We start from the raw sequence: 18,058 nt of genomic DNA, 5'->3' as shown, positions 1-18,058 counted from the left end.
CGAGGGCGGCAGGGGGCCGAAAATCGGTGTTGGCGACTCAAATGGCAGGTGAACGCCGACTGTCAGCGGTGCCTGGGATACTTTCTGATGTCGGTAGTGTGTGCTGAGGCCAGCCCCTCGGCTGGTTCCTCAGCAACTCTGCGACACTTACGTGTTCGTTTTGAGTCAAGCCAGGAGAAGCCGATGGGTTCCAGTCATCACGAGTTGACCGTGATCGAGATCTGCGCCGGAGCGGGCGGTCAGGCTCTCGGACTGGAGAAGGCAGGCTTTGAGCATCTTGTCGCAGTTGAGATCGATGAGAATGCTGCGAAGACGCTGGAGCTGAATAGGTCCTGGGAGGTGAAGCGCGGCGACGTCGCCGATCCCGACACGTGGGACCACACGCTTCCCGAGTATAAGAACCTTTCTCTGCTCGCTGGCGGTGTGCCATGCCCTCCGTTTTCTATTGCGGGCAAGCAGCTAGGCGCGACCGATGAGCGTGATCTCTTTGCGTGGGCCGTGGAGCTCGCTGGAAAAATGCAGCCGCGGGCACTCATGCTGGAGAACGTCCGGGGGCTTTCCGCTCCACGCTTCTCCGCCTATCGCCAACACGTGAAGGACCGTCTCGAAGAGCTGGGTTATTGGTCGGACTGGCGCCTCCTGCACGCGGCGGACTTTGGGGTTCCGCAGCTGCGGCCTCGGTTTGTCCTCGTCGCTTTGAAAGATGAAGATGTCCCATGGTTCCACTGGCCTGAAGAGAAGAGGACGGATAAAACAGTCGGATCTGTTCTGCGCAAAATGATGGCGGAGAACGGATGGCCGGGCGCCGACGCGTGGGCGGATAAAGCGAATGATATTGCCCCGACAATTGTCGGGGGTTCAAAGAAGCATGGCGGCGCAGACCTTGGCCCAACGCGCGCTAAGCGCGCCTGGTTGGAGCTAGGGGTTGACGCCATGGGCGTCTGGGACGAAGCGCCCGGACCGGAGTTTGCCGAGGATAAGCCCCCCAGGCTGACGGCCGATATGGTTGCTGTATTGCAGGGCTGGGATCCGGCCGAGGGATATGAGTGGAAATTCCATGGCCGTAAGACAAGTAAATACCGGCAAATCGGAAACGCTTTTCCGCCGCCTGTGGCTCGCGCTGTCGGAACGAGCATTGCTAATGCGCTGAAACATGAGGGCCTGAAACGCGACCGGGAGACCGTGGAATCCGAGGTTATGCACGATACTCTTTACCGGGCGTTGCGTAACGTAGGCAAGTTTGCGACGGTTTCTCAGCTCCAGAAGGCGGCCGGCGAAAAACTGGAACCCGAAGAGTTTGAGCGCCGCCTGGCGCAATTGGCGCGTGACTTCGTTATCGAGCACGTAGAGCAGGGAGAAAGTCGAGCATATCGTCTCGCCGGTTTCAAGGGATTCGTCGGACAGGAAGACCATGAGCGGCACCTGAAATTCGCCGAAATGCGCGCCAAGATTAGCTAGGTTATGGCCGATTGATCCCTGCTCGGTCTATTTAGGCGCACAGAGTTCTCGATGGAAAGGGCGCAATCTTCTGGAGGCTCATGCTCCCAGAAACGAAGTACTATCCATCCGGCCTCAGTGAGCTGGCGATCGGTATCACGATCGCGGGCGATATTTCCTGCCACCTTTTCTGACCAGTAGCCCGAGTTAGTCTTTGGTGGCACGTAATGCTCAGGGCAGCCATGCCAATAGCAGCCATCGATGAACACTGCAACCTTCGCCGGACGGAACACCATATCGGCCGTCCGGCGAAGACCTGGAAGCGGCTTGGCGGCGACTCTGTAGCGCAGCCCTTGTGCATGTACCAGCCGCCGGATCAGCCTCTCAGGCTTAGTGTCCCTGCTCCGGATCGCTTGCATGTTGCGTCGTCGTGCAGCCGAAGACGCCCACGATCCGTCCGGTGCCACCCAGGCTGCGTCGTCCGTCATGCGCCTCTCCTTATCTTCAGCGGTCACTTATCAGGACTCTGTCTCTCCGGTGAGTCTGGGGAGACGCGGTCCCGGTTCGTGCTGATCTTTCGGTTCGGCTAGAACCCATGATCTGCCGTCGAGTTCAACGCTCGGGCGGTTGGCATGGTGGGGCTTGAGCTCGGCCACGCGGAAGCTGACGAACTCGCCTCTCCGAGGAACGCACGCTCCAAGCCGTCGCGCTATATCCTGGTGCTTACTGTAAGGACCAGCGATGAGAATGCCCTCTTCGCGAAGCACTGTGCGCGCCCGGCCCGTTCCCTCGCGGAGGCGGGCCATGTAGTCGAGCTGTTGCGCTGCTGTACGGACCGCGCCGCGCCCGATGGGTTTGTTCTGAATCCTCCGGAACAGTTCGATTACCCGGGCCTGACCTTTGTTCTTCCCCTTAATGAGGATCTGAGAGCGTATGGCGGGCGGAAGGTGCAGGAGTACGTTCTCGGGAAGCTCGGCTTTGTGCCAGAGCCAGGAAATTCTATGCCGATGTCTGGCCTTGACGGTCAGTTTTTTGTCGCGATTGGACCCTTGATTCAGCCAGTCCTCTTGTATGCGGAGCAGGCCCGCACTCCAGCTGCTGGCATAGTCGTCAGCGGTGACGAGCAGACACAGGTGACCTATCGCTTCGGGTGGAATCATCCAGCCGCCAAAATCTTGGGAGAATTTACAATCGACTTCGATGCCGCCGATTTGGTAGTCCATTGCTTTGCCATCGGCGAAGTTAAATTCTCTATGCAGGTTGATTTCCACCAGAGAGCCTGCGTGAGTCTTCTCTGTCTGCCGTAGATCCTTCCAGTCATACCTACCTGTGGCCTCCCCGTTGAGTAGCTGGTCGATGGTGTCCCGCAGTACTGCAGCGAAACGGCTTCCCGTCGGGTCGAGCGACAACAAGTATTCACGCACGATTTTGAGCTCGTCGTCTTCTGCTGCAGCCGCTTCCGATGAAATATTGGCGGCTGCAGAAAAATCCAAAGGAAGCAAGGGGGAACCTCATGTGGATGGAAATTCGGTTACGGTAACTGCCCGGAACGGTAACTGCCCGGAACGGGTGAAATTGGTGACTTAGGAATCGATTGAGTTATTGTGCGCGTTTTCTGCGATAGCCGAGGTTGGGCGGATGGCAAAGGAAAAGTGTGGAGCTTCCAATCCGAGTGCTGCAGGGGGGCGCGGATAGGTGGCTGAATACAACTAACTCGCCCCCCAGTGCTGCTTCCCGGAACGCCCGGCGGGACTCACACCTGCTCTACGCCACCCCGTGGCACTCCCGGTACGCCTTGCCCGAGCCGCACCAGCAGGCCGCGTTGCGGGACGGGGGCCAGGGTGTGGCCCGGCCCCGGGCCGCGAGGGTGGTGGCGTACTGGGGGAGCAGGCTGGCGTCGGAGGGGGTGGTGGCCTCCGAGGCGGCGAAGGCTTCGTACGAGGGGACGGTGCCCGTGACGACGCCCAGGTTGGGCGTGCCCGTGGAGGCGAGGTCCCGCAGGGACGCCTCCAGTTGGGTCAGGTGCGCCTCGTGCGAGGGATATTCGGCGGCCAGGGCCGGGTACGCGGCCAGGAGTTCGCTCAGCTCCGCTTCCGGCCAGTGGAGCACCGCGACTGGGAACGGGCGGGACAGGGCCGTGCGGTAGGAGCCCAGTTCGGCGCGGAGGCGGGTGATCTCGGCCTGGAGTTCCGCCGGGTTGTCGGAGCCCAGGGCCCAGAGGCGCTTCGGGTCGTGGAGTTCGTCCAGCGGCACATCCGCCTTGTGGAGGCGGTCGGCGAGGCCGTCCCGGGCGTCGTGGTCGAGGCCGAGCAGACGGCGGACGCGGTGGCGGCCGGCGAGGAGGGACTGGATCGGGTACGAGACCTCCTCGTCGGGCGAGAGGAGCAGGTCCAGGGCTGTGGTGAAGGAGTCGTGCGCGGCTTCCAGTTCGTCGTGGGACTCCAGGGTCTCCGCCACGATCTCCCACGGGGCCGGGTCCAGCGGGGCCGCGGCGCGTACCCCGTCGATGATCGCGTGTGCCTCAGCCTCGTGGCCGTACTCCCAGAGGTTGGCCGCCTTCAGCGCCTTCACCAGATGGGGGCGTTCGGGAGAGGCCGCGAGGAGGGTGTCGTAGAGGCCGGTGGCCCGGTCGCGGGCGCCGGCCAGTTCCAGATGGGCCGCGGCCTGGAGGAGCAGGGGCTCGCGATCTTCCGGGTACTGGGCCGCGGTGCGCAGCAGGCGCTCGGCTTCCGTGGTGTGGTCGGCAGGCATGTCGGGGCGCATGATGCACACCGTACTGCTGTACGGGGGCCCCGGCGGGGGGTTGCTTCGGCTCCGGTGGGTTACGGTCCGGGCCGTACGGGGTGAGGGTGGCGCGGCCCGCTCCGGCACCTCCGGCCAGCACCCCCGGCCGGTGCGCCTCGCCCGCGGCGATCACGGGGCAGCGCTTAGGGTCCTGGTGTGCTCAGACACCGACCCCATCTGCTCTGGCTGCTGTTGCCCTTCGTGCTGTTCCTGGTGGCGCCGCCCTGGGTGAACCGGGTGGAGCCCGTCGTCCTCGGGCTGCCCTTCCTCTCCCTGTGGCTGCTCGGCGCGACGCTGGTGACCCCGGCCGCGGTGTGGCTGGCCTACCGCGGCGACCGGCGGCTGTCGGCCCGGCGGCGGGAGGGCGCGGGGTGAACGCGGCGGTCGCGACGACGATCTTCGGCGTCTTCATGGTGGGGACCGTCGCACTCGGGCTGTTCGCGGTGCGCGGACGTGGCGGCGGAGGCGGACTCGCCGAGTGGTCGGTGGGCGGGCGCAGCCTTGGCGCCGTCTTCATCTGGGTGCTGATGGCGGGCGAGAGCTACACCAGTTTCAGCTATCTGGGCGCGGCCGGCTGGGGCTACAACTATGGCGCGCCCGTGCTCTATGTGGTCGCCTATATGTCCTGCGGCTACGCGGTCGGCTATGTGGTCGGACCCATGGTGTGGAGCTATGCACGGCGCCATAATCTTGTGGGGATTACCGATATGGTCGCCCACCGCTTCGACCGGCCCTGGCTCGGCGCCGTGGTGGCGTTGCTCACGACCGTTTTTCTGCTGCCGTACATCCAGCTCCAGATCACCGGCATGGGTGTGGTCGTCTCGACCATCTCGTACGGCGCGATAAGCCTCAACTGGGGATATTTCATTTCCTTCGCGGTGACCACCGGCTTTGTGGTGGTGAGCGGACTGCGGGGCAGTGCCTGGGTGTCGGTGCTCAAGGACGTCCTGGTGATCGGCACCCTGGGGTTCCTGGCCGTCTATGTGCCGCTGCACTACTTCGACGGCTACGGGCCCCTGCTCGACCGGCTGGTGGCGGAGAAGCGCGAGTGGCTCACACTGCCAGGCCATGGCGGCAGTGGTCTCGGCGGCGCGTGGTTCGTCACCACCTCGCTGCTGAACGCGCTGACGGTCGTGATCTTCCCGACCACCGTCGCCGGGTATCTGGGCGCGCGGAGCGCCGACGCGCTGCGCCGCAACGCGATCTGGCTGCCCGCCTACAACGTGCTGCTCTTTGTGCCGATGGTGCTGGGCCTGGCGGCGCTCTTCGTCGTCCCGGGCCTGGCCGGCGCCGATTCGAACCTCGCCCTCTTCACGCTTGTCGTCGACTCGCTGCCCGCCTGGGCGGTCGGGATCATCGGGGTCGCCGCGGCGCTCTCTTCGGTGGTGCCGATGGCCGTGTTCATGCTGGTGATCGGGACGATGTGGGGCCGTAGTGTGCTCTCGCTCGTGCCGCGCTGGAAGACACGGCAGAAGGGCGCCGCGCAGGTGGTGGTCGTCGCCGCCGGCACGATCGCGCTGATACTGACGTACGCCGCGCCCAACACCCTCGTACGGCTCTCCCTCATCTCGTACGAGGGCATGGCGCAGCTTCTCCCCATACTGCTGCTTGGTCTTGTGTGGCGGCGGCTCACCCTCGCCGGGGCGCTGAGCGGGCTCGCGGTCGGTGTGGGTGTGGTGTGCGCACTGGTCTTCACCGGACACGACCCGGTGTGGGGCATAAACGCCGGGATCGTGGCGCTCGCCGCGAATCTGGTGGTGGCGCTGGCGGTGACCTACGCGGGACCTGCCGACCGCGACACCCGGCCGGACCGGGACGTGCTGGCGCGCGATCCGCTCCTCGACGATGCGCCCGACGGAAACCCGCCCGACGGAAACCCGCCCGACGGCGATCTGCCCGGCGCTGCTCCGGCAGGGGGTGACGCGGACGGCGGCGCTCCGGACCGCAGTGCTCCAGACGGCGACGATCCGGACGGCGACGATCCGGTGGGCGGTGTCCGCCCGGCGACGGTCTGATCCGTCCCCGGCCTGATCCGTCCCCGGCCACGCTCAGGGCCGTATCCCGCCGCCTCCCGCGCCCGCGGCCCCTACAGCGGGCGGAGAGCGATCGTGTATAACGGCTGAAGTGGCTTTTGTCGTACAGAAGTATCGGCAGCCACGCCGGGAGCACCACAGCACGCGGCCCCGGCACCGACGAGCGAGGCACGACAGCGACAGGAGGGGCAGGCCATGGTCCGCAGCGCGCTGCGCCTGCTGCGCCCGGTCGGGCTGCTGCTCTTCCTGCTCACCGAGGTCCTGCTGATCGACGCGGGCAGCCTTTCCGCCGCCGTGGCGCTCGCCGCCACGGCCGCCGCGGGCTCCGCGCTCGGCGTCTGCGCCGTCATCATCGCGCGCTCCGTGCCCGCTGTGCCGCATCACCGGGTACGGACGGCCATCCGCGACCGCGAGCAGCGCACCGCCTTCCTGCCCCAGCGAGATCCCGACGCATCGGGCCGCACCAGGCCCCGAGCGCCCGGCCGTCGGCTGCCGACGGCCGCGTAGGGGCACTCCTCTCCGTTCCCGGAGCCCCGTACTCCGTACGCCTGGTTCTCCGTGCCCCGCGCGGGCCGTCACGCCGCGTTGTCTCCCGGCCGCGCTCCCGGCGCGGGCCGGCGGTTCCCACCGCCGTGCCCCCGCGTCCGCCGCGGCCGATCCGGCACGACGAGACCCACGGAGGGCTCACCATGTCCGTTTTCGCCAACCTGGTCGGCAACCTCGCGGACCTGCTCCAGCCGCTGTTCCACAACGGCGCCGCAGCCGCGGCGATCATCCTTTTCACCGCCTGCGTACGGCTCGCGATCCACCCGCTCTCCCGGGCGTCGGCCCGCGGCCAGAAGGCCCGTACCAGGCTCGCGCCGCAGATCGCCGAACTGCGCGAGAAGCACGCCAAGAACCCCGAGCGCATGAAGAAGGCGCTCATGGAGCTGCACGCCGCGGAGAAGGTCTCGCCGCTGTCGGGCTGCCTGCCGAGCCTGCTCCAGATGCCCGCGTTCTTCCTGATGTACCACCTGTTCTCCAGCCGGCGGATCGGCGGCGAGCAGAACCAGCTTCTCGGCCACTCCCTGTTCGCCGCGCCGCTCGGCGAACGCTGGACGGACGCGCTCGCGCACGGCGGGGTCTTCGGGGGCGCGGGGCTCGTGTATGTGGCGCTCTTCGCGATCGTCGCCGGCGTCGCCACCTTCAACTTCCGGCGCACGAAGCGGCAGCTCGCGGCGGCGCCCGCGATGCCCCCGGGCCCCGACGGACAGCAGATGCCGGGCATGGGCGCGATGACGAAGATGATGCCGCTGCTCTCCTTCGCCACGCTGTTCACCGTCGCCGTGGTGCCGCTGGCAGCCGCGCTGTACGTGGTGACCAGCACGACCTGGACGGCGGCCGAGCGCTACTTCCTCTACCGGGACCTGCCGGTCGCCGGGGTACTGGCGACGGCCGCCTGAGGATCCACGAAGTGAACGGGGCTTGCAGAGTGATCCGATGTCTTGGAGGATCGCCAAGGCTCCCGATGGCCGCGCCCATCGGCCGGCCCACGCTCGATCCAGAGGGAGACAGAGACCATGAAGCTGTTGCGTGTCGGTACGGCGGGGGCGGAACGCCCCGCGCTGCTCGACGAGGACGGGGTGACCGTCCGGGACCTGTCCGGGCTGGTCAGGGACATCGACGGCGACCTGCTCGCCGACGATGCGGCCCTCGACCGGATCAGGGCGGCTGCCGTCGCCGGTGAGCTGCCCGTGCTCGACGGGGCCGCGTCCCGGATCGGCCCGCCGCTCGGCCGGATCGGCAAAATCGTATGTATCGGTCTGAACTATCACGACCATGCTTCGGAGACCGGTGCGGAGATTCCGACCGAACCGATCATTTTCTTTAAGGCTCCGGACACAGTGGTCGGACCTGATGACACCGTTCTGGTGCCCAGGAACAGCCGTAAGACGGACTGGGAGGTCGAGCTCGCGGTGGTCATCGGGCGCACCGCCCGCTATCTGGACTCGGCGGCGGACGGGCTCGCGCATGTCGGCGGATACGCGATCTCGCACGATGTCTCCGAGCGGGAGTTCCAGATCGAGCGGGGCGGCACCTGGGACAAGGGCAAGAACTGCGAGACGTTCAACCCGCTGGGCCCCTGGCTGGTGACGGCGGACGAGGTGCCGGACCCCCAGGCGCTGTCGTTGAAGCTGACGGTCAACGGCGAGGTCAAGCAGGACGGGACGACCGCCGACCAGATCTTCGGCGTCGGTGAACTCGTGCGGTACGTCAGCCAGTTCATGACGCTGTATCCGGGCGATGTCATCAACACCGGTACGCCGGCGGGGGTGGCCCTGGGCCAGCCGGAGCCAAAGCCCTATCTGCGGGCCGGCGACGTGGTCGAGCTGGAGATCGAGGGACTCGGCGCGCAGCGCCAGGAGTTCAAGGACGCGTAGCTCTCGCCGGGAAGCGGGCCGGGTGGTACGGGCCGTCGGCCGTACCACCCGGCCCCTGGCCCCTGTCCGGTCGGTCGTCGCGGCCCGGGCCGACCGACCGGACGGGACCTCAGCCGCGCAGCCGCTCCAGCGCCTCGACCACCATCGCGTGGTCCTCGGCCTGCGGAAGCCCCGAGACCGTGACCGTGCCGATGACTCCCGCGCCCTCCACCGCGATCGGGAACGAGCCGCCGTGGGCCGCGAAGACATCGGGGTCCAGGCGCGAGGACTCCTCGAAGGTGGTGCCCTTGGCGCGGAAGCGGCTGCCGACCAGGAACGAACTCTCGCCGTACCGCTCCACGACCCGCCGCTTGCGGTCGATCCACGCGTCGTTGTCCGCCGACGAGCCCGGCAGCGCGCAGTGGAAGAGCTGCTGTCCGCCGCGGCGGATGTCGATCGCCACCGGTGCCCGCCGCTCGCGCGCCAGCTCGACCAGCAGACCGCCCAGCGTCCAGGCGTCGTCGTAGCTGAAGTGGCTCAGGACCAACCGTGCTTCCTGCGCTTCGAGTTCGGCCACACTGACCGCCGGGACGCTCATGCCAGGACCTCCAGAGTGACCGTGCGGCCTTCGCGGGCCGAAAGCTTCGCCGCCTCCAGGACATCGAGGGCCGCCGCGGCCTCGTGCGCCGTCACCGGCGGCGCGGTGCCCTCGCGCAGCGCGGTGGCGATGCCCGCGTAGTAGGCCGGGTAGTCGCCGGGCTCCGTCTCGACCGGGCTGCCGCCCCCCGTCAGCGGCGACTCGCCCGCGCCGATCCGGCCCCACAGCGACTCGGGCTCCACGCCCCAGCGCGCCTCCGTGCCGGGCCGCTTGCCCTCGCGCAGATCCGCCTCCTGCGGATCCAGGCCGTACTTCACATAGCCCGCCGCCGAGCCCAGCACCCGGAAGCGCGGGCCGAGCTGCGCGGTGGTGGCGCTGGCGTAGAGATGGGAGCGGACGCCGTTCGCGTGGGTGATCGCGACAAAGGTGTCGTCGTCGGTCTCGGCGCCCGGACGGCGTACGTCGGTCTCCGCGTAGACCCGCACCGCCGGGCCGAACAGCACCAGCGCCTGGTCGACGACATGGCTGCCGAGGTCGTACAGCAGCCCGCCGATCTCCTCCGCCGCGCCCGACTCGCGCCAGCCGCCCTTGAGCTGCGGACGCCAGCGCTCGAAGCGCGACTCGAAGCGCTGTACGTCGCCGAGCCGGCCGGTCTCGACGAGACGGGCCAGCGTGCGGAAGTCGTTGTCCCAGCGGCGGTTCTGGAAGACGGAGAGCAGCAGCCCGCGTTCCTCGGCGAGCGCGGCCAGTTCGCGCGCCTCGGCGGCGCTGCCCGCGAGGGGCTTGTCCACGACCACCGGCAGACCGGCCCTGAGCGCGGCCGTCGCGATCGGGACATGCGTCTTGTTGGGCGAGGCGACGACGATCAGGTCGAGCTCGCCGGCCCGCTCCCACAACTCGTCCGGCGAGGCCGCGAACCGCACGTCGGGGAACTCGGCCCGCGCCTGCTCCCGGCGCTCCGGGGCGGAGGTCACGACCGTGTCGAGAGCGAGGCCCCCGGTGGCGGCGATCAGCGGGGCGTGGAAGACGGAACCCGCGAGGCCGTAGCCCACGAGCCCGACGCGCAGAGGGGTTCCGGTATCAGTCATACGTCCACTTAAGCAACGCTGTTGCCAAAGTGCAAGAGCGGTGGAGAATGGCGGACATGGCGGATCTGTACAGGAGCAACGCAGGGCAGGCGCGCCGAGCGGCGCAGGCGGGGGCCAATCTCCCGGTGCTGCGCGGACACAACGCGGCACTCGTGCTCGATCTGCTGCGTGCGGCGGGTGAGGGCGGCATCAGCCGGCTGGAGCTCGCCGAGCGCACCGGGCTCACCCCGCAGGCCGTCAGCAAGATCACGGCCCGGCTGCGGACGGACGGGCTGGCGGCGGAGGCCGGGCGCCGCGCCTCCACGGGCGGCAAACCCAGGACGGTGCTGAAGCTGGTCCCGTCGGCCGCGCACGCCGTGGGCCTGCACCTCGACCGGGACGAGCTGACGGCGGTCCTGGTGGACCTGGCCGGCGCCGCGGTGGCCGTACGGACCGCGCCGCTCGACCTCGGTGCGGGGGCCGAGCGGGTCGTCGGAGCGGCGGCGGCACACGTGGCGGCGGTGCGCACGGGGTCGGACGGGGCGCGGGCGGGTGCGGTGCCCCAGGACACGGCCCCGGGCACCGGCGGACTTCTCGGCGTCGGTGTCGCGATGCCGGGTCCGCTCGACCATGCCACCGGTGTGCCCCGGCGGGTCACCGGCTTTCCGCAGTGGGACGGGTACCCGCTGCGTGATGCCCTCGCCGCCCGCCTCGGCCTGCCCGTCGTACTCGACAAGGACACCAACGCCGCCGCCCTCGGCCTCTCCCTGCGCGATCCCGGCGACTCCTTCGCGTATCTCCACCTCGGTACGGGACTGGGAGCCGGACTTGTCCTCGGCGGCGCCCTCCACCGCGGCGAGCGCACCGGAGCGGGCGAGTTCGGCCACCAGGTCATTCAGCTCGACGGGCCCGAGTGTGACTGCGGCAACCGGGGCTGTGTCGAGGCGCTCTGTCTGGCGGCGGTCGCCCGTGGCGACCTGGCGGAGGCGGCGCGGGTGCTCGGCACCGGGGCCGCGAACCTCGTCGGCCTGCTCGACATCGACCGGGTGCTGCTCGGCGGGCGGACGATCGCCGCGCACGAGAAGTGTTTTGTACGAGGAGTGGGCGCCGAGGTCGCCGCGCGCGCCCCGGACGCGGTCGTCCCGGTGACCGCGGTCGGCGGTGGCGCGCATGTGGTCGCGGAGGGCGCGGCGCAACTGGTCCTGGCGCCGGTGTTCGGCCACCGGCGGGGCCCCGAGCCCGCCTGACGAGCCGGCCTGACGCGAACCAACTGGGCTACCGGGCGGGCCGGGCGGCTGAGGCGGTGAGCCCGGCCGGGGGACCCGGTCACGGTCGGGCGCTGCCGCCAATGGGGTGCATTCATCTGATTTTTAGACCATTCGAGTCCATGGTCCCCTGCGACGGCCGTCCACGCGTGCCAGTGTCGTGAGTCCGGTGCGGCTCTTCCGGCCCCACCGGAAAACGCCCTCCCGCTTCCGCGACCAGCAAAGGCCGAGCGAACATGCGACTTCGTCATGCTCTGGTGATCGGAGCCACCGCGGTCACCACCCTGGCGCCGGTGGTACTGCCCGCCGCGCTGCTCGCGCGGGCGTCGGCGGCCCCGGCGGCGCCCGCGACGTCCGTTCCCGAGGCCGTGGACGTCCGATGGCGGGCGGGCGGCGCCGATGCCGGGCGCGCGGCCCTGTCAGGACCGGTGCCGGGCGCCCAGGTCCGGCCGGTGTGCGGCAAGGCGCCGGCCCGCGGCTTTCCGATCGAGACCCGTATCCATGGCGGCCCCGTCGCCTATCGGCCCGGCGGCGACGCCGGGCACTGGTATCTCGATCTCACCAACACCAGCGCCGAGGCGTGCCGTGACATCCATCCCGTTGTCGTCCTCACCGACCGGGACCGGGTGCTCGGCACCTCCCAGGTGAAGCTGGAGATCTCGGACGACGAACGGCGCTGGCGGACGATGTCGCTGGAGAAGTCCGACGAGGACGAGGTCATCGGGGTGCTCGACGACGGCTCGCCGGGCTTCGCCGTACCGGCGGGCCGGACCGTCACCGTCCGGGCGCGGCTCTCCTTCGCACCGGGCACGCGCTCCAACGAGATCGTGGTCAGCGCCGCGACCGTGCAGCGCCGGGGTGCCGACGGCGACTGGGTCGGCGTCTCCAACGACTACCGTTTCGCCGTCGACGGCGGGACCACGAACGGCGCCGGAGGCGGCGCCCGCACCAGCGCGCCCTCCGCCGCCCCCTCGGCGGCCACCGGCCAGGCCGCCGCCGGGAGGTCCGCTCCCACGGCGTCGGGTGCGCCTGACGCCGCGTCGGCCCTCCCCGGCGCCACCGCCGGGAACCCGGACGCGCCGGCCTCCGCCACGCCGACGGCCCCCGGCGCTCCCGCCGCCGACAGCGCCGCCGCCGACACCACCGCAGCGGAGCCGGCCGTCGAGGAAGCGGCGGCCGAGGAGCCGGCTGTCGAGGAGGAGCCGCTCGACGAGGAACCGGCCGGGGAGGAGCCCGCCGCCACGGAACCGGATGACGCCCCCAAGCCGCGCGCCGTCGAGCGCGCGGCCCGCGACACGACCTCACGCGCCGCCAAGCCCGGCGAACTCGCCCGCACCGGTTTCGACGGCCTCATGGGCCGGTCGGCCGCCGCCGGACTCCTGGTCGTGGCCGGGACCGCGCTGTTCCTCGGCGTACGGAGGCTGCGCGGCGGGCGCCACTGAGCGCCACCGCCGGAACGCCCCGGCGGCCATGTCGCCCTGCTGCCAACGGAGTTGGGCGAAGGCCCCGGCCGCCCGGCGAGCGGCGAGCCGTCCGTACGGTACGAGACCCCCCGAGGTGACACCCCCGGGGGGTCTCCCCGTGCCGTGTACGGCTCCGCCGCCCGGGGCACGCCCTGGTTAGGCTGGGCGTGTCCGGCCCGACCCGCACGGTGTCGGGCGGATCCGGACAGCGGATTATTGGCCACCGCAGAGCGGAGAACAGTCCAGTGGCAGAGCGCAAGCCGATCGAATCGTGGCTCACCGACATGGACGGTGTCCTCGTTCACGAAGGGGTTCCGATCCCCGGCGCCGCCGAGTTCATCAAGCGACTGCGGGAGTCGGGCAAGCCCTTCCTCGTCCTCACCAACAACTCCATCTACACGCCCCGCGATCTGCAGGCCCGGCTGGCCCGGATGGGTCTCGACGTACCCGTGGAGAACATCTGGACCTCGGCGCTCGCCACCGCCAAGTTCCTGGAGGACCAGCGGCCCGGCGGTACGGCGTATGTCATCGGTGAGGCCGGGCTGACCACTGCCCTGCACGACATCGGCTACATCCTCACCGACCACGAGCCGGACTATGTGGTGCTCGGAGAGACCCGTACATACAGCTTCGAGAGCCTGACCAGGGCGATCCGGCTGATCAACGGCGGCGCGCGGTTCATCTGCACCAACCCCGACGAGACCGGCCCCTCGACGGAGGGCCCGCTGCCCGCCACCGGCGCGGTGGCCGCGCTGATCACCAAGGCGACCGGCCGGGATCCGTACTTCGCGGGCAAGCCCAACCCGCTGATGATGCGGACCGGACTCAACGCCATCGGCGCGCACTCCGAGACCAGCGCCATGATCGGTGACCGTATGGACACCGATGTGCTGGCCGGTCTGGAGGCCGGGATGGAGACCATCCTGGTGCTGACCGGCGTGACGGGGGAGGCCGAGATCGACCGCTATCCCTTCCGTCCTTCCACGGTCGTTGACTCGATCGCCGATCTTGTGGACCGCGTCTGAGCACGTCAGAGCGGCGTACGGGTCAGTAATCGGTCTCTGCGGATGCGAGAAGCGGTGGGGCGAGTGAGTCTCTTGTTATCAGGAGGTTCACGATGCGTACAGGTTTGCTCGCATTCCGTGCGGCAGGAGCGGCTGCCGTCCTCGTGGCCGCGCCTGTCTTCGCCCTCGGCGGTCCCGGCTTCGCCCACGCGCAGGACCGTGCATCCGAGCGGGGCCCGGCCGCTCCCGCCGCCCTGACCCAGGACGACACGGCCGGGATCCAGGCCAGCGGCTGCGAGAGCTCGCCGATCCTCGCCTCGTCCCAGGCGCTCGCCGCCGGGCCGGGGCCTTCGGGCCGGGACGGCGACGGCGGGCGGGACACGCCCTCCTCCCGGGACACGAGAAACAGGTCGTCCGCCGTCGCGGGCAACCACGGCGTCAACGTCAGATGCGACGGGCAGGGACACGGCCGGGGGCGCGGTCGCTCCGGCGCGGGCGACGCCCGGGTCCTTCATCACGGCCGCCCGACACCGTTCGCGCCGGTACGGGCCGGCGGCGGCGGTGCGGCGACGCTCGCCGCGGACCGGAAGGCCGACGTCGAGGAGACCGGCCCCGGCATTTCGCAGGCCGTGATCGGTCTGGTCCTGGCGAGTGTGGCCGCCGTCGCCGTGGCCCTGCGGAGCGCACGGCGGCAGCGCAGGGCCCCGCGGGACTCGGACTGACATGTTCTCGTTCTCGGGGAAACGGCACGGCGCGGCGGGCAACGGCAGGCTTCTCACCGGCGTGGCCTGGGCCGTCCTGCTGCTCGGGCTGGCGCTGTGGGGGCGCGGCGGAGTCGAGGGCTCGGCCCGTCTGTCAGCGCCCACCACCGGTGATGTGGCGGCTGTCGGCCGGCCGCTGGGCGTGGCGCTGCCGCCGGCCCGGGCCCCGCTGAAGCCGGCCGAACCGCGGCGGGTGGAGGTGCCGTCGATAGGGATCGAGGCGCCCGTCGTGGTCCGCGGGCTCGATGACACCGGCGCGGTCGCGCCGCCGCCGTACGCCACGCCCCACGCGGTGGGCTGGTACGGCGGCGGTGTCCGGCCGGGCGCCGCGGGCACCGCCCTGTTCGTCGGCCATGTCGACACCGAGACCAGACCGGCCGTCTTCTACGGGCTGAGCGGCGCCCGGCCCGGTGGCAAGGTCCGGGTGAGCAGGGCCGACGGCTCGGTCGCGGAATTCACCATCAACGATGTCCAGGTCGTCAGCCGGGACCGGTTCGACGCGGAGAAGGTCTACGGGACCAGGGAGAACTCCCGCGCGGAACTACGGCTGATCACCTCCGGCGGCACCTTCGACCGGGAGTCCCGTGCCTACACGGCGAACGTGGTGGTGTCGGCGTATCTGACCGGCGTGACCGGGTCACGCGCCGGCTGACGGACGCCGGCCGGGCCCGGCCGCTTTCCCTGGCGGAGGGTCTCCGCCCGAACGAGCGAAGCCCCCTCACCTGGAGTGAGGGGGCTTCGACTGTGCGTGCGCCGCCAGGGACTCGAACCCCGGACCCGCTGATTAAGAGTCAGCTGCTCTAACCAACTGAGCTAGCGGCGCCTGCTGACCTGGAGAACTCTACCCGATCGGGATGAGTGGTCCCCACCATTCGGTGAGCGTTGCGGCCTGTCGGATTGTCCTTTCTTACCGTTGATCCGTCAAAATGTGATTTGCCCGGACAGTTGGGACGTCGGCGCCGTGCGGCCGCGTCGGAGGATCTTGTTGAGTGTGGAGAGGATCACATGGCCGTCCCGGTCTTCGAGGAGTACGAGCCCGCTCTCGACCGCCCCCGCGCCGGCTGCGCCGAGCGGCGGCACCGGCGGTATCCGGTGGACGCTCCCGGCAGGGACATCCGGCCCGTGCCCGTGCCGGTGCCCGTCTCCGTCCCCGCCGGTATCGACTCCTGCCCGGGCCCGCGGACCTGGCGGCGACTCTTCGCACGACGGAGGCAAGGATGACGACACCGACCTCGCGGCCGGACGACGACGGAACGCCGCGGCGGGATACGCCGGGGGTACCGCCCGAGCCGGTCACGGCCGACTACGCGTACGCGCCTCCGCCCCTCCCGTCCACCGCGCCCGACGCGCTCCCGGCGCCGGGCGAGTACGGGCCGCGGGCACCGGTGCCGGTCGCGGAGCCGGGGGCACCCGCCCCGCTGGGCCCCGTCCTCGGGGACTTGTCCGGTTCGTCCTGGACCGGTGAGGAGCCGCCCGTCGGTCCCGCGCGGGTGGCCTCCGGCGGACAGACACCGGTGCGGCCCGGACGTTCCGGCCGGGAGGGCGCGGAACCGGCACCCGTGCCGGGCGATACGGCCGCGGCGGGCCCGGTGCGTACGGACCCGGGGCATCAGCCGCCCGGCGGGGGTGCCCGCCCTGACACCGATCGGCCCGGGGGGTCCGCCGGCCCCGCTCCCGGCCCGGAGAAATCGGCGGCCGGGGACGGCTGGGGCGAGGACGCGCACCCGGAGCGGTCGGCGCGCGCCGTGTTCGGCGCCGAGATGATGAGCCCCTCCGGCGGGCCGCACCGGGAGGCGCGGGCGCCGGAGACGGCTCCGACGGCGCTCGACGACGCGGAGCCGGCGCCCGAGACGTCCGGACCTCGGCCGCCGGATCAGGACAACGAGAACAACGAGAACAACGAGAACAATGAGAACAACAAGGACAAAAAGGACAACGAGGGCGCCGAGGGCGCCGGGGGCGACGAGCACACCGATCGCGCCGGCGCGGCGCCGGCCTCCGGCGCCAATGATGTCTCCGGACCGATGGGCGCCACCGACATGGAGTCGGAGTCCGCCGGCTGGGACGCCTTCGTACGGGCGGACACCGTGGCCCCCGCCCCTGCGGGAGGGACGGGGGAGCTTCCCCGGTGGACTCCGCTCATCGTCGGTGAGAACACCCAGGAGATCCCCGTCCACCTTCTCTTCCGCGACGAGGCCGAGGCCCTGGAGGACGCCGGAGGCCCCGTCAGACCGGCCCCGGCGGCGCGGCGGTGGGGGACCGGGGAGCAGCCCCGGATCCGGCGGGCGGCCGCGCCCGCCGGGTCGTCGCGCGCGGCCCCGCCCGGTGATCCCAGGCTGGCCGAACGGCCCGGGCCCGCGCTGCCCGGCTGGGCCGTCGTGATCGTCGGGCTCGGGGCACTCCTGGTGTGCGTGGCGGCGGTGTGGTGGATCGGGGCCGTGCCCGACATGGTGACCGGGGTGCTCGGGCTGCCGTCGAATCCGTACCACGGCATCGGGATCGGACAGTGGGCCCTGCTCGCCTTCGGTGTGATCGTCACGTTCTTCACCTTCGGCGGGCTCGGCCGGGGGCGGGTCGGCCAGGCATGGGTGCTGACGCTCTTCGGCGACTACCGGGGCAGTGTGCGCCGTACGGGGCTGCTCTGGGTCAGTCCGCTGCTGGTGCGCCGCAAGGTGGATGTGCGGCTGCGCCACTGGCGCAGTGAGCCGATGCCGGCCGTCGACTCGAACGGCACAGAGCTGCGCGTCGTCGTCCTGGTGGTCTGGCGGGTGCGGGACACCGTACGCGCGGCCCTGGGCGTCGAGAACCACGAGGAGTATCTGCGTCAGCAGGTGGAGGCGGCGATGGCGCGGGTGCTCTCGCAACTCCCCAGCGACGCCTTCCACGAGGAGGCGCCGACCCTGCGCAACGCCGAGGCGGTCGGTGACGCGCTGACCCGGATGCTGTCGGCGGAGTGCCGGCCCATCGGCGTGGACGTCTTCTCCGCTCAGCCGACCCGGATCGAGTACGCGCCGGAGATCGCCGCGGCGATGCGGCGCGGCCGGATCGCCGCCATCGACGCCAAGCACCGGGACGGAGTGCTGACCGCCGTGGTGGACGCGGTGGACGACGCGGTGAACCGGCTGACCTCGCGTGGACTCGTCGAGCTGGACGTCGACGAGCGCACGGCGCTGGTCAAGGACCTGACCGTCGCCTTCTACACCGGCAGGCAGGGAACCGGCGAGAGATCGTGATTGGTCTGGACCGC

At 70.2% G+C, this 18,058-nt stretch carries 18 protein-coding genes and 1 tRNA gene; 13 read left to right on the top strand and 6 right to left on the bottom strand.

The features are described from left to right. Positions 1-183: 183 nt before the first annotated feature. The gene (dcm, locus tag ABZ707_RS16885; RefSeq protein WP_360174536.1) at positions 184-1,458 is read left to right on the top strand and encodes a DNA (cytosine-5-)-methyltransferase; all 1,275 of its coding nucleotides are present in this window, start codon (positions 184-186) and stop codon (positions 1,456-1,458) included. Here dcm and ABZ707_RS16880 read toward each other — a convergent pair. From ABZ707_RS16880 to ABZ707_RS16870, 3 genes are all read right to left on the bottom strand, one after another. Beyond that, on the bottom strand, positions 1,455-1,925 hold the full coding sequence (locus ABZ707_RS16880; protein ID WP_360174533.1) for a very short patch repair endonuclease: 471 nt from the start codon (positions 1,923-1,925) through the stop codon (positions 1,455-1,457). The two genes, dcm and ABZ707_RS16880, sit on opposite strands and share 4 nt — an antisense overlap. A gap of 30 nt (positions 1,926-1,955) precedes the next feature. Next, the gene (locus ABZ707_RS16875; RefSeq protein ID WP_360174530.1) at positions 1,956-2,939 is read right to left on the bottom strand and encodes a NaeI family type II restriction endonuclease; all 984 of its coding nucleotides are present in this window, start codon (positions 2,937-2,939) and stop codon (positions 1,956-1,958) included. Positions 2,940-3,201: 262 nt separating this feature from the next. After that, positions 3,202-4,200 (bottom strand): SEC-C domain-containing protein, encoded by a 999-nt coding sequence (locus ABZ707_RS16870; protein ID WP_360174527.1) that lies wholly within the window; start codon positions 4,198-4,200, stop codon positions 3,202-3,204. A gap of 177 nt (positions 4,201-4,377) precedes the next feature. Here ABZ707_RS16870 and ABZ707_RS16865 point away from each other — a divergent pair, with 177 nt between their 5' ends. The 5 genes from ABZ707_RS16865 to ABZ707_RS16845 all read left to right on the top strand — a co-directional run bounded on the left by ABZ707_RS16865 (position 4,378) and on the right by ABZ707_RS16845 (position 8,674). Then, positions 4,378-4,596, top strand: a complete 219-nt coding sequence (locus tag ABZ707_RS16865; protein WP_360174525.1) for a DUF3311 domain-containing protein — start codon at positions 4,378-4,380, stop codon at positions 4,594-4,596. Beyond that, positions 4,593-6,236 (top strand): sodium:solute symporter family protein, encoded by a 1,644-nt coding sequence (locus tag ABZ707_RS16860; RefSeq protein WP_360174522.1) that lies wholly within the window; start codon positions 4,593-4,595, stop codon positions 6,234-6,236. The genes ABZ707_RS16865 and ABZ707_RS16860 overlap by 4 nt, the downstream gene beginning before the upstream one ends. 213 nt (positions 6,237-6,449) lie before the next feature. Next, a complete protein-coding gene (locus ABZ707_RS16855) occupies positions 6,450-6,761 on the top strand; it encodes a DUF6412 domain-containing protein (protein ID WP_360174519.1) in 312 nt (103 codons plus the stop codon). Between the two features lie 182 nt (positions 6,762-6,943). Beyond that, positions 6,944-7,696: a YidC/Oxa1 family membrane protein insertase gene (locus ABZ707_RS16850; RefSeq protein ID WP_360174516.1), complete on the top strand. Its 753-nt coding sequence runs from the start codon at positions 6,944-6,946 to the stop codon at positions 7,694-7,696. 117 nt (positions 7,697-7,813) lie between these two features. Further along, positions 7,814-8,674 carry a fumarylacetoacetate hydrolase family protein gene (locus ABZ707_RS16845; RefSeq protein ID WP_360174513.1) on the top strand — a complete coding sequence of 287 codons (861 nt, stop codon included), beginning with the start codon at positions 7,814-7,816 and terminating at the stop codon, positions 8,672-8,674. 109 nt (positions 8,675-8,783) lie between these two features. On the opposite strand, the gene ABZ707_RS16840 is transcribed toward ABZ707_RS16845, so the two are convergent. Together ABZ707_RS16840 and ABZ707_RS16835 are read right to left on the bottom strand one after the other, a co-directional pair. Beyond that, on the bottom strand, positions 8,784-9,251 hold the full coding sequence (locus tag ABZ707_RS16840) for a heme-degrading domain-containing protein (RefSeq protein ID WP_360174510.1): 468 nt from the start codon (positions 9,249-9,251) through the stop codon (positions 8,784-8,786). Then, complete coding sequence (locus ABZ707_RS16835; RefSeq protein WP_360174507.1) at positions 9,248-10,339, bottom strand: Gfo/Idh/MocA family oxidoreductase; 1,092 nt, start codon at positions 10,337-10,339, stop codon at positions 9,248-9,250. Before ABZ707_RS16835 ends, ABZ707_RS16840 begins: the two co-directional genes overlap by 4 nt. A 56-nt stretch (positions 10,340-10,395) precedes the next feature. On the opposite strand from ABZ707_RS16835, the gene ABZ707_RS16830 reads away from it, so the two are divergent. The 5 genes from ABZ707_RS16830 to ABZ707_RS16810 all read left to right on the top strand — a co-directional run bounded on the left by ABZ707_RS16830 (position 10,396) and on the right by ABZ707_RS16810 (position 15,463). After that, positions 10,396-11,565 carry an ROK family transcriptional regulator gene (locus tag ABZ707_RS16830; protein WP_360174504.1) on the top strand — a complete coding sequence of 390 codons (1,170 nt, stop codon included), beginning with the start codon at positions 10,396-10,398 and terminating at the stop codon, positions 11,563-11,565. Positions 11,566-11,819: 254 nt separating this feature from the next. Next, positions 11,820-13,025, top strand: coding sequence for a hypothetical protein (locus tag ABZ707_RS16825; RefSeq protein WP_360174501.1), 1,206 nt, complete (start codon positions 11,820-11,822; stop codon positions 13,023-13,025). Between the two features lie 266 nt (positions 13,026-13,291). After that, positions 13,292-14,071 (top strand): HAD-IIA family hydrolase, encoded by a 780-nt coding sequence (locus ABZ707_RS16820; protein ID WP_360174498.1) that lies wholly within the window; start codon positions 13,292-13,294, stop codon positions 14,069-14,071. Between the two features lie 92 nt (positions 14,072-14,163). After that, on the top strand, positions 14,164-14,772 hold the full coding sequence (locus ABZ707_RS16815; RefSeq protein WP_360174495.1) for a hypothetical protein: 609 nt from the start codon (positions 14,164-14,166) through the stop codon (positions 14,770-14,772). 1 nt (position 14,773) lies between these two features. After that, a complete protein-coding gene (locus tag ABZ707_RS16810; protein WP_360174492.1) occupies positions 14,774-15,463 on the top strand; it encodes a class F sortase in 690 nt (229 codons plus the stop codon). A gap of 97 nt (positions 15,464-15,560) precedes the next feature. On the opposite strand, the gene ABZ707_RS16805 is transcribed toward ABZ707_RS16810, so the two are convergent. Beyond that, positions 15,561-15,634 (bottom strand) — tRNA-Lys (locus ABZ707_RS16805). Positions 15,635-15,816: 182 nt separating this feature from the next. Between ABZ707_RS16805 and ABZ707_RS16800 the strand changes: the two genes are divergently transcribed. Both ABZ707_RS16800 and ABZ707_RS16795 read left to right on the top strand, forming a co-directional pair. Then, a complete protein-coding gene (locus ABZ707_RS16800; RefSeq protein WP_360174489.1) occupies positions 15,817-16,032 on the top strand; it encodes a hypothetical protein in 216 nt (71 codons plus the stop codon). After that, positions 16,029-18,044, top strand: coding sequence for an SPFH domain-containing protein (locus ABZ707_RS16795; protein ID WP_360174486.1), 2,016 nt, complete (start codon positions 16,029-16,031; stop codon positions 18,042-18,044). The genes ABZ707_RS16800 and ABZ707_RS16795 overlap by 4 nt, the downstream gene beginning before the upstream one ends. Positions 18,045-18,058 lie beyond the last annotated feature (14 nt).

Origin of the sequence: Streptomyces sp. NPDC006923, from assembly GCF_040635655.1 — a bacterium.
In the GTDB taxonomy this organism is placed as follows: Bacteria; Actinomycetota; Actinomycetes; order Streptomycetales; family Streptomycetaceae; genus Streptomyces.
Note: the sequence above shows the minus strand (reverse complement) of the source record. Positions and strands in the feature narration are given on the sequence as shown.

What these genes read in the sequence shown, in the direction of transcription:
- ABZ707_RS16825 (WP_360174501.1), top strand. Translation starts at nt 11,820, where the DNA reads ATGCGACTTCGTCATGCTCTGGTGATCGGAGCCACCGCGGTCACCACC.
- dcm (WP_360174536.1), top strand. Translation starts at nt 184, where the DNA reads ATGGGTTCCAGTCATCACGAGTTGACCGTGATCGAGATCTGCGCCGGA.
- ABZ707_RS16850 (WP_360174516.1), top strand. Translation starts at nt 6,944, where the DNA reads ATGTCCGTTTTCGCCAACCTGGTCGGCAACCTCGCGGACCTGCTCCAG.
- ABZ707_RS16845 (WP_360174513.1), top strand. Translation starts at nt 7,814, where the DNA reads ATGAAGCTGTTGCGTGTCGGTACGGCGGGGGCGGAACGCCCCGCGCTG.
- ABZ707_RS16800 (WP_360174489.1), top strand. Translation starts at nt 15,817, where the DNA reads ATGGCCGTCCCGGTCTTCGAGGAGTACGAGCCCGCTCTCGACCGCCCC.
- ABZ707_RS16880 (WP_360174533.1), bottom strand. Translation starts at nt 1,925, where the DNA reads ATGACGGACGACGCAGCCTGGGTGGCACCGGACGGATCGTGGGCGTCT.
- ABZ707_RS16810 (WP_360174492.1), top strand. Translation starts at nt 14,774, where the DNA reads ATGTTCTCGTTCTCGGGGAAACGGCACGGCGCGGCGGGCAACGGCAGG.
- ABZ707_RS16795 (WP_360174486.1), top strand. Translation starts at nt 16,029, where the DNA reads ATGACGACACCGACCTCGCGGCCGGACGACGACGGAACGCCGCGGCGG.
- ABZ707_RS16840 (WP_360174510.1), bottom strand. Translation starts at nt 9,251, where the DNA reads ATGAGCGTCCCGGCGGTCAGTGTGGCCGAACTCGAAGCGCAGGAAGCA.
- ABZ707_RS16870 (WP_360174527.1), bottom strand. Translation starts at nt 4,200, where the DNA reads ATGCGCCCCGACATGCCTGCCGACCACACCACGGAAGCCGAGCGCCTG.
- ABZ707_RS16830 (WP_360174504.1), top strand. Translation starts at nt 10,396, where the DNA reads ATGGCGGATCTGTACAGGAGCAACGCAGGGCAGGCGCGCCGAGCGGCG.
- ABZ707_RS16855 (WP_360174519.1), top strand. Translation starts at nt 6,450, where the DNA reads ATGGTCCGCAGCGCGCTGCGCCTGCTGCGCCCGGTCGGGCTGCTGCTC.
- ABZ707_RS16815 (WP_360174495.1), top strand. Translation starts at nt 14,164, where the DNA reads ATGCGTACAGGTTTGCTCGCATTCCGTGCGGCAGGAGCGGCTGCCGTC.
- ABZ707_RS16835 (WP_360174507.1), bottom strand. Translation starts at nt 10,339, where the DNA reads ATGACTGATACCGGAACCCCTCTGCGCGTCGGGCTCGTGGGCTACGGC.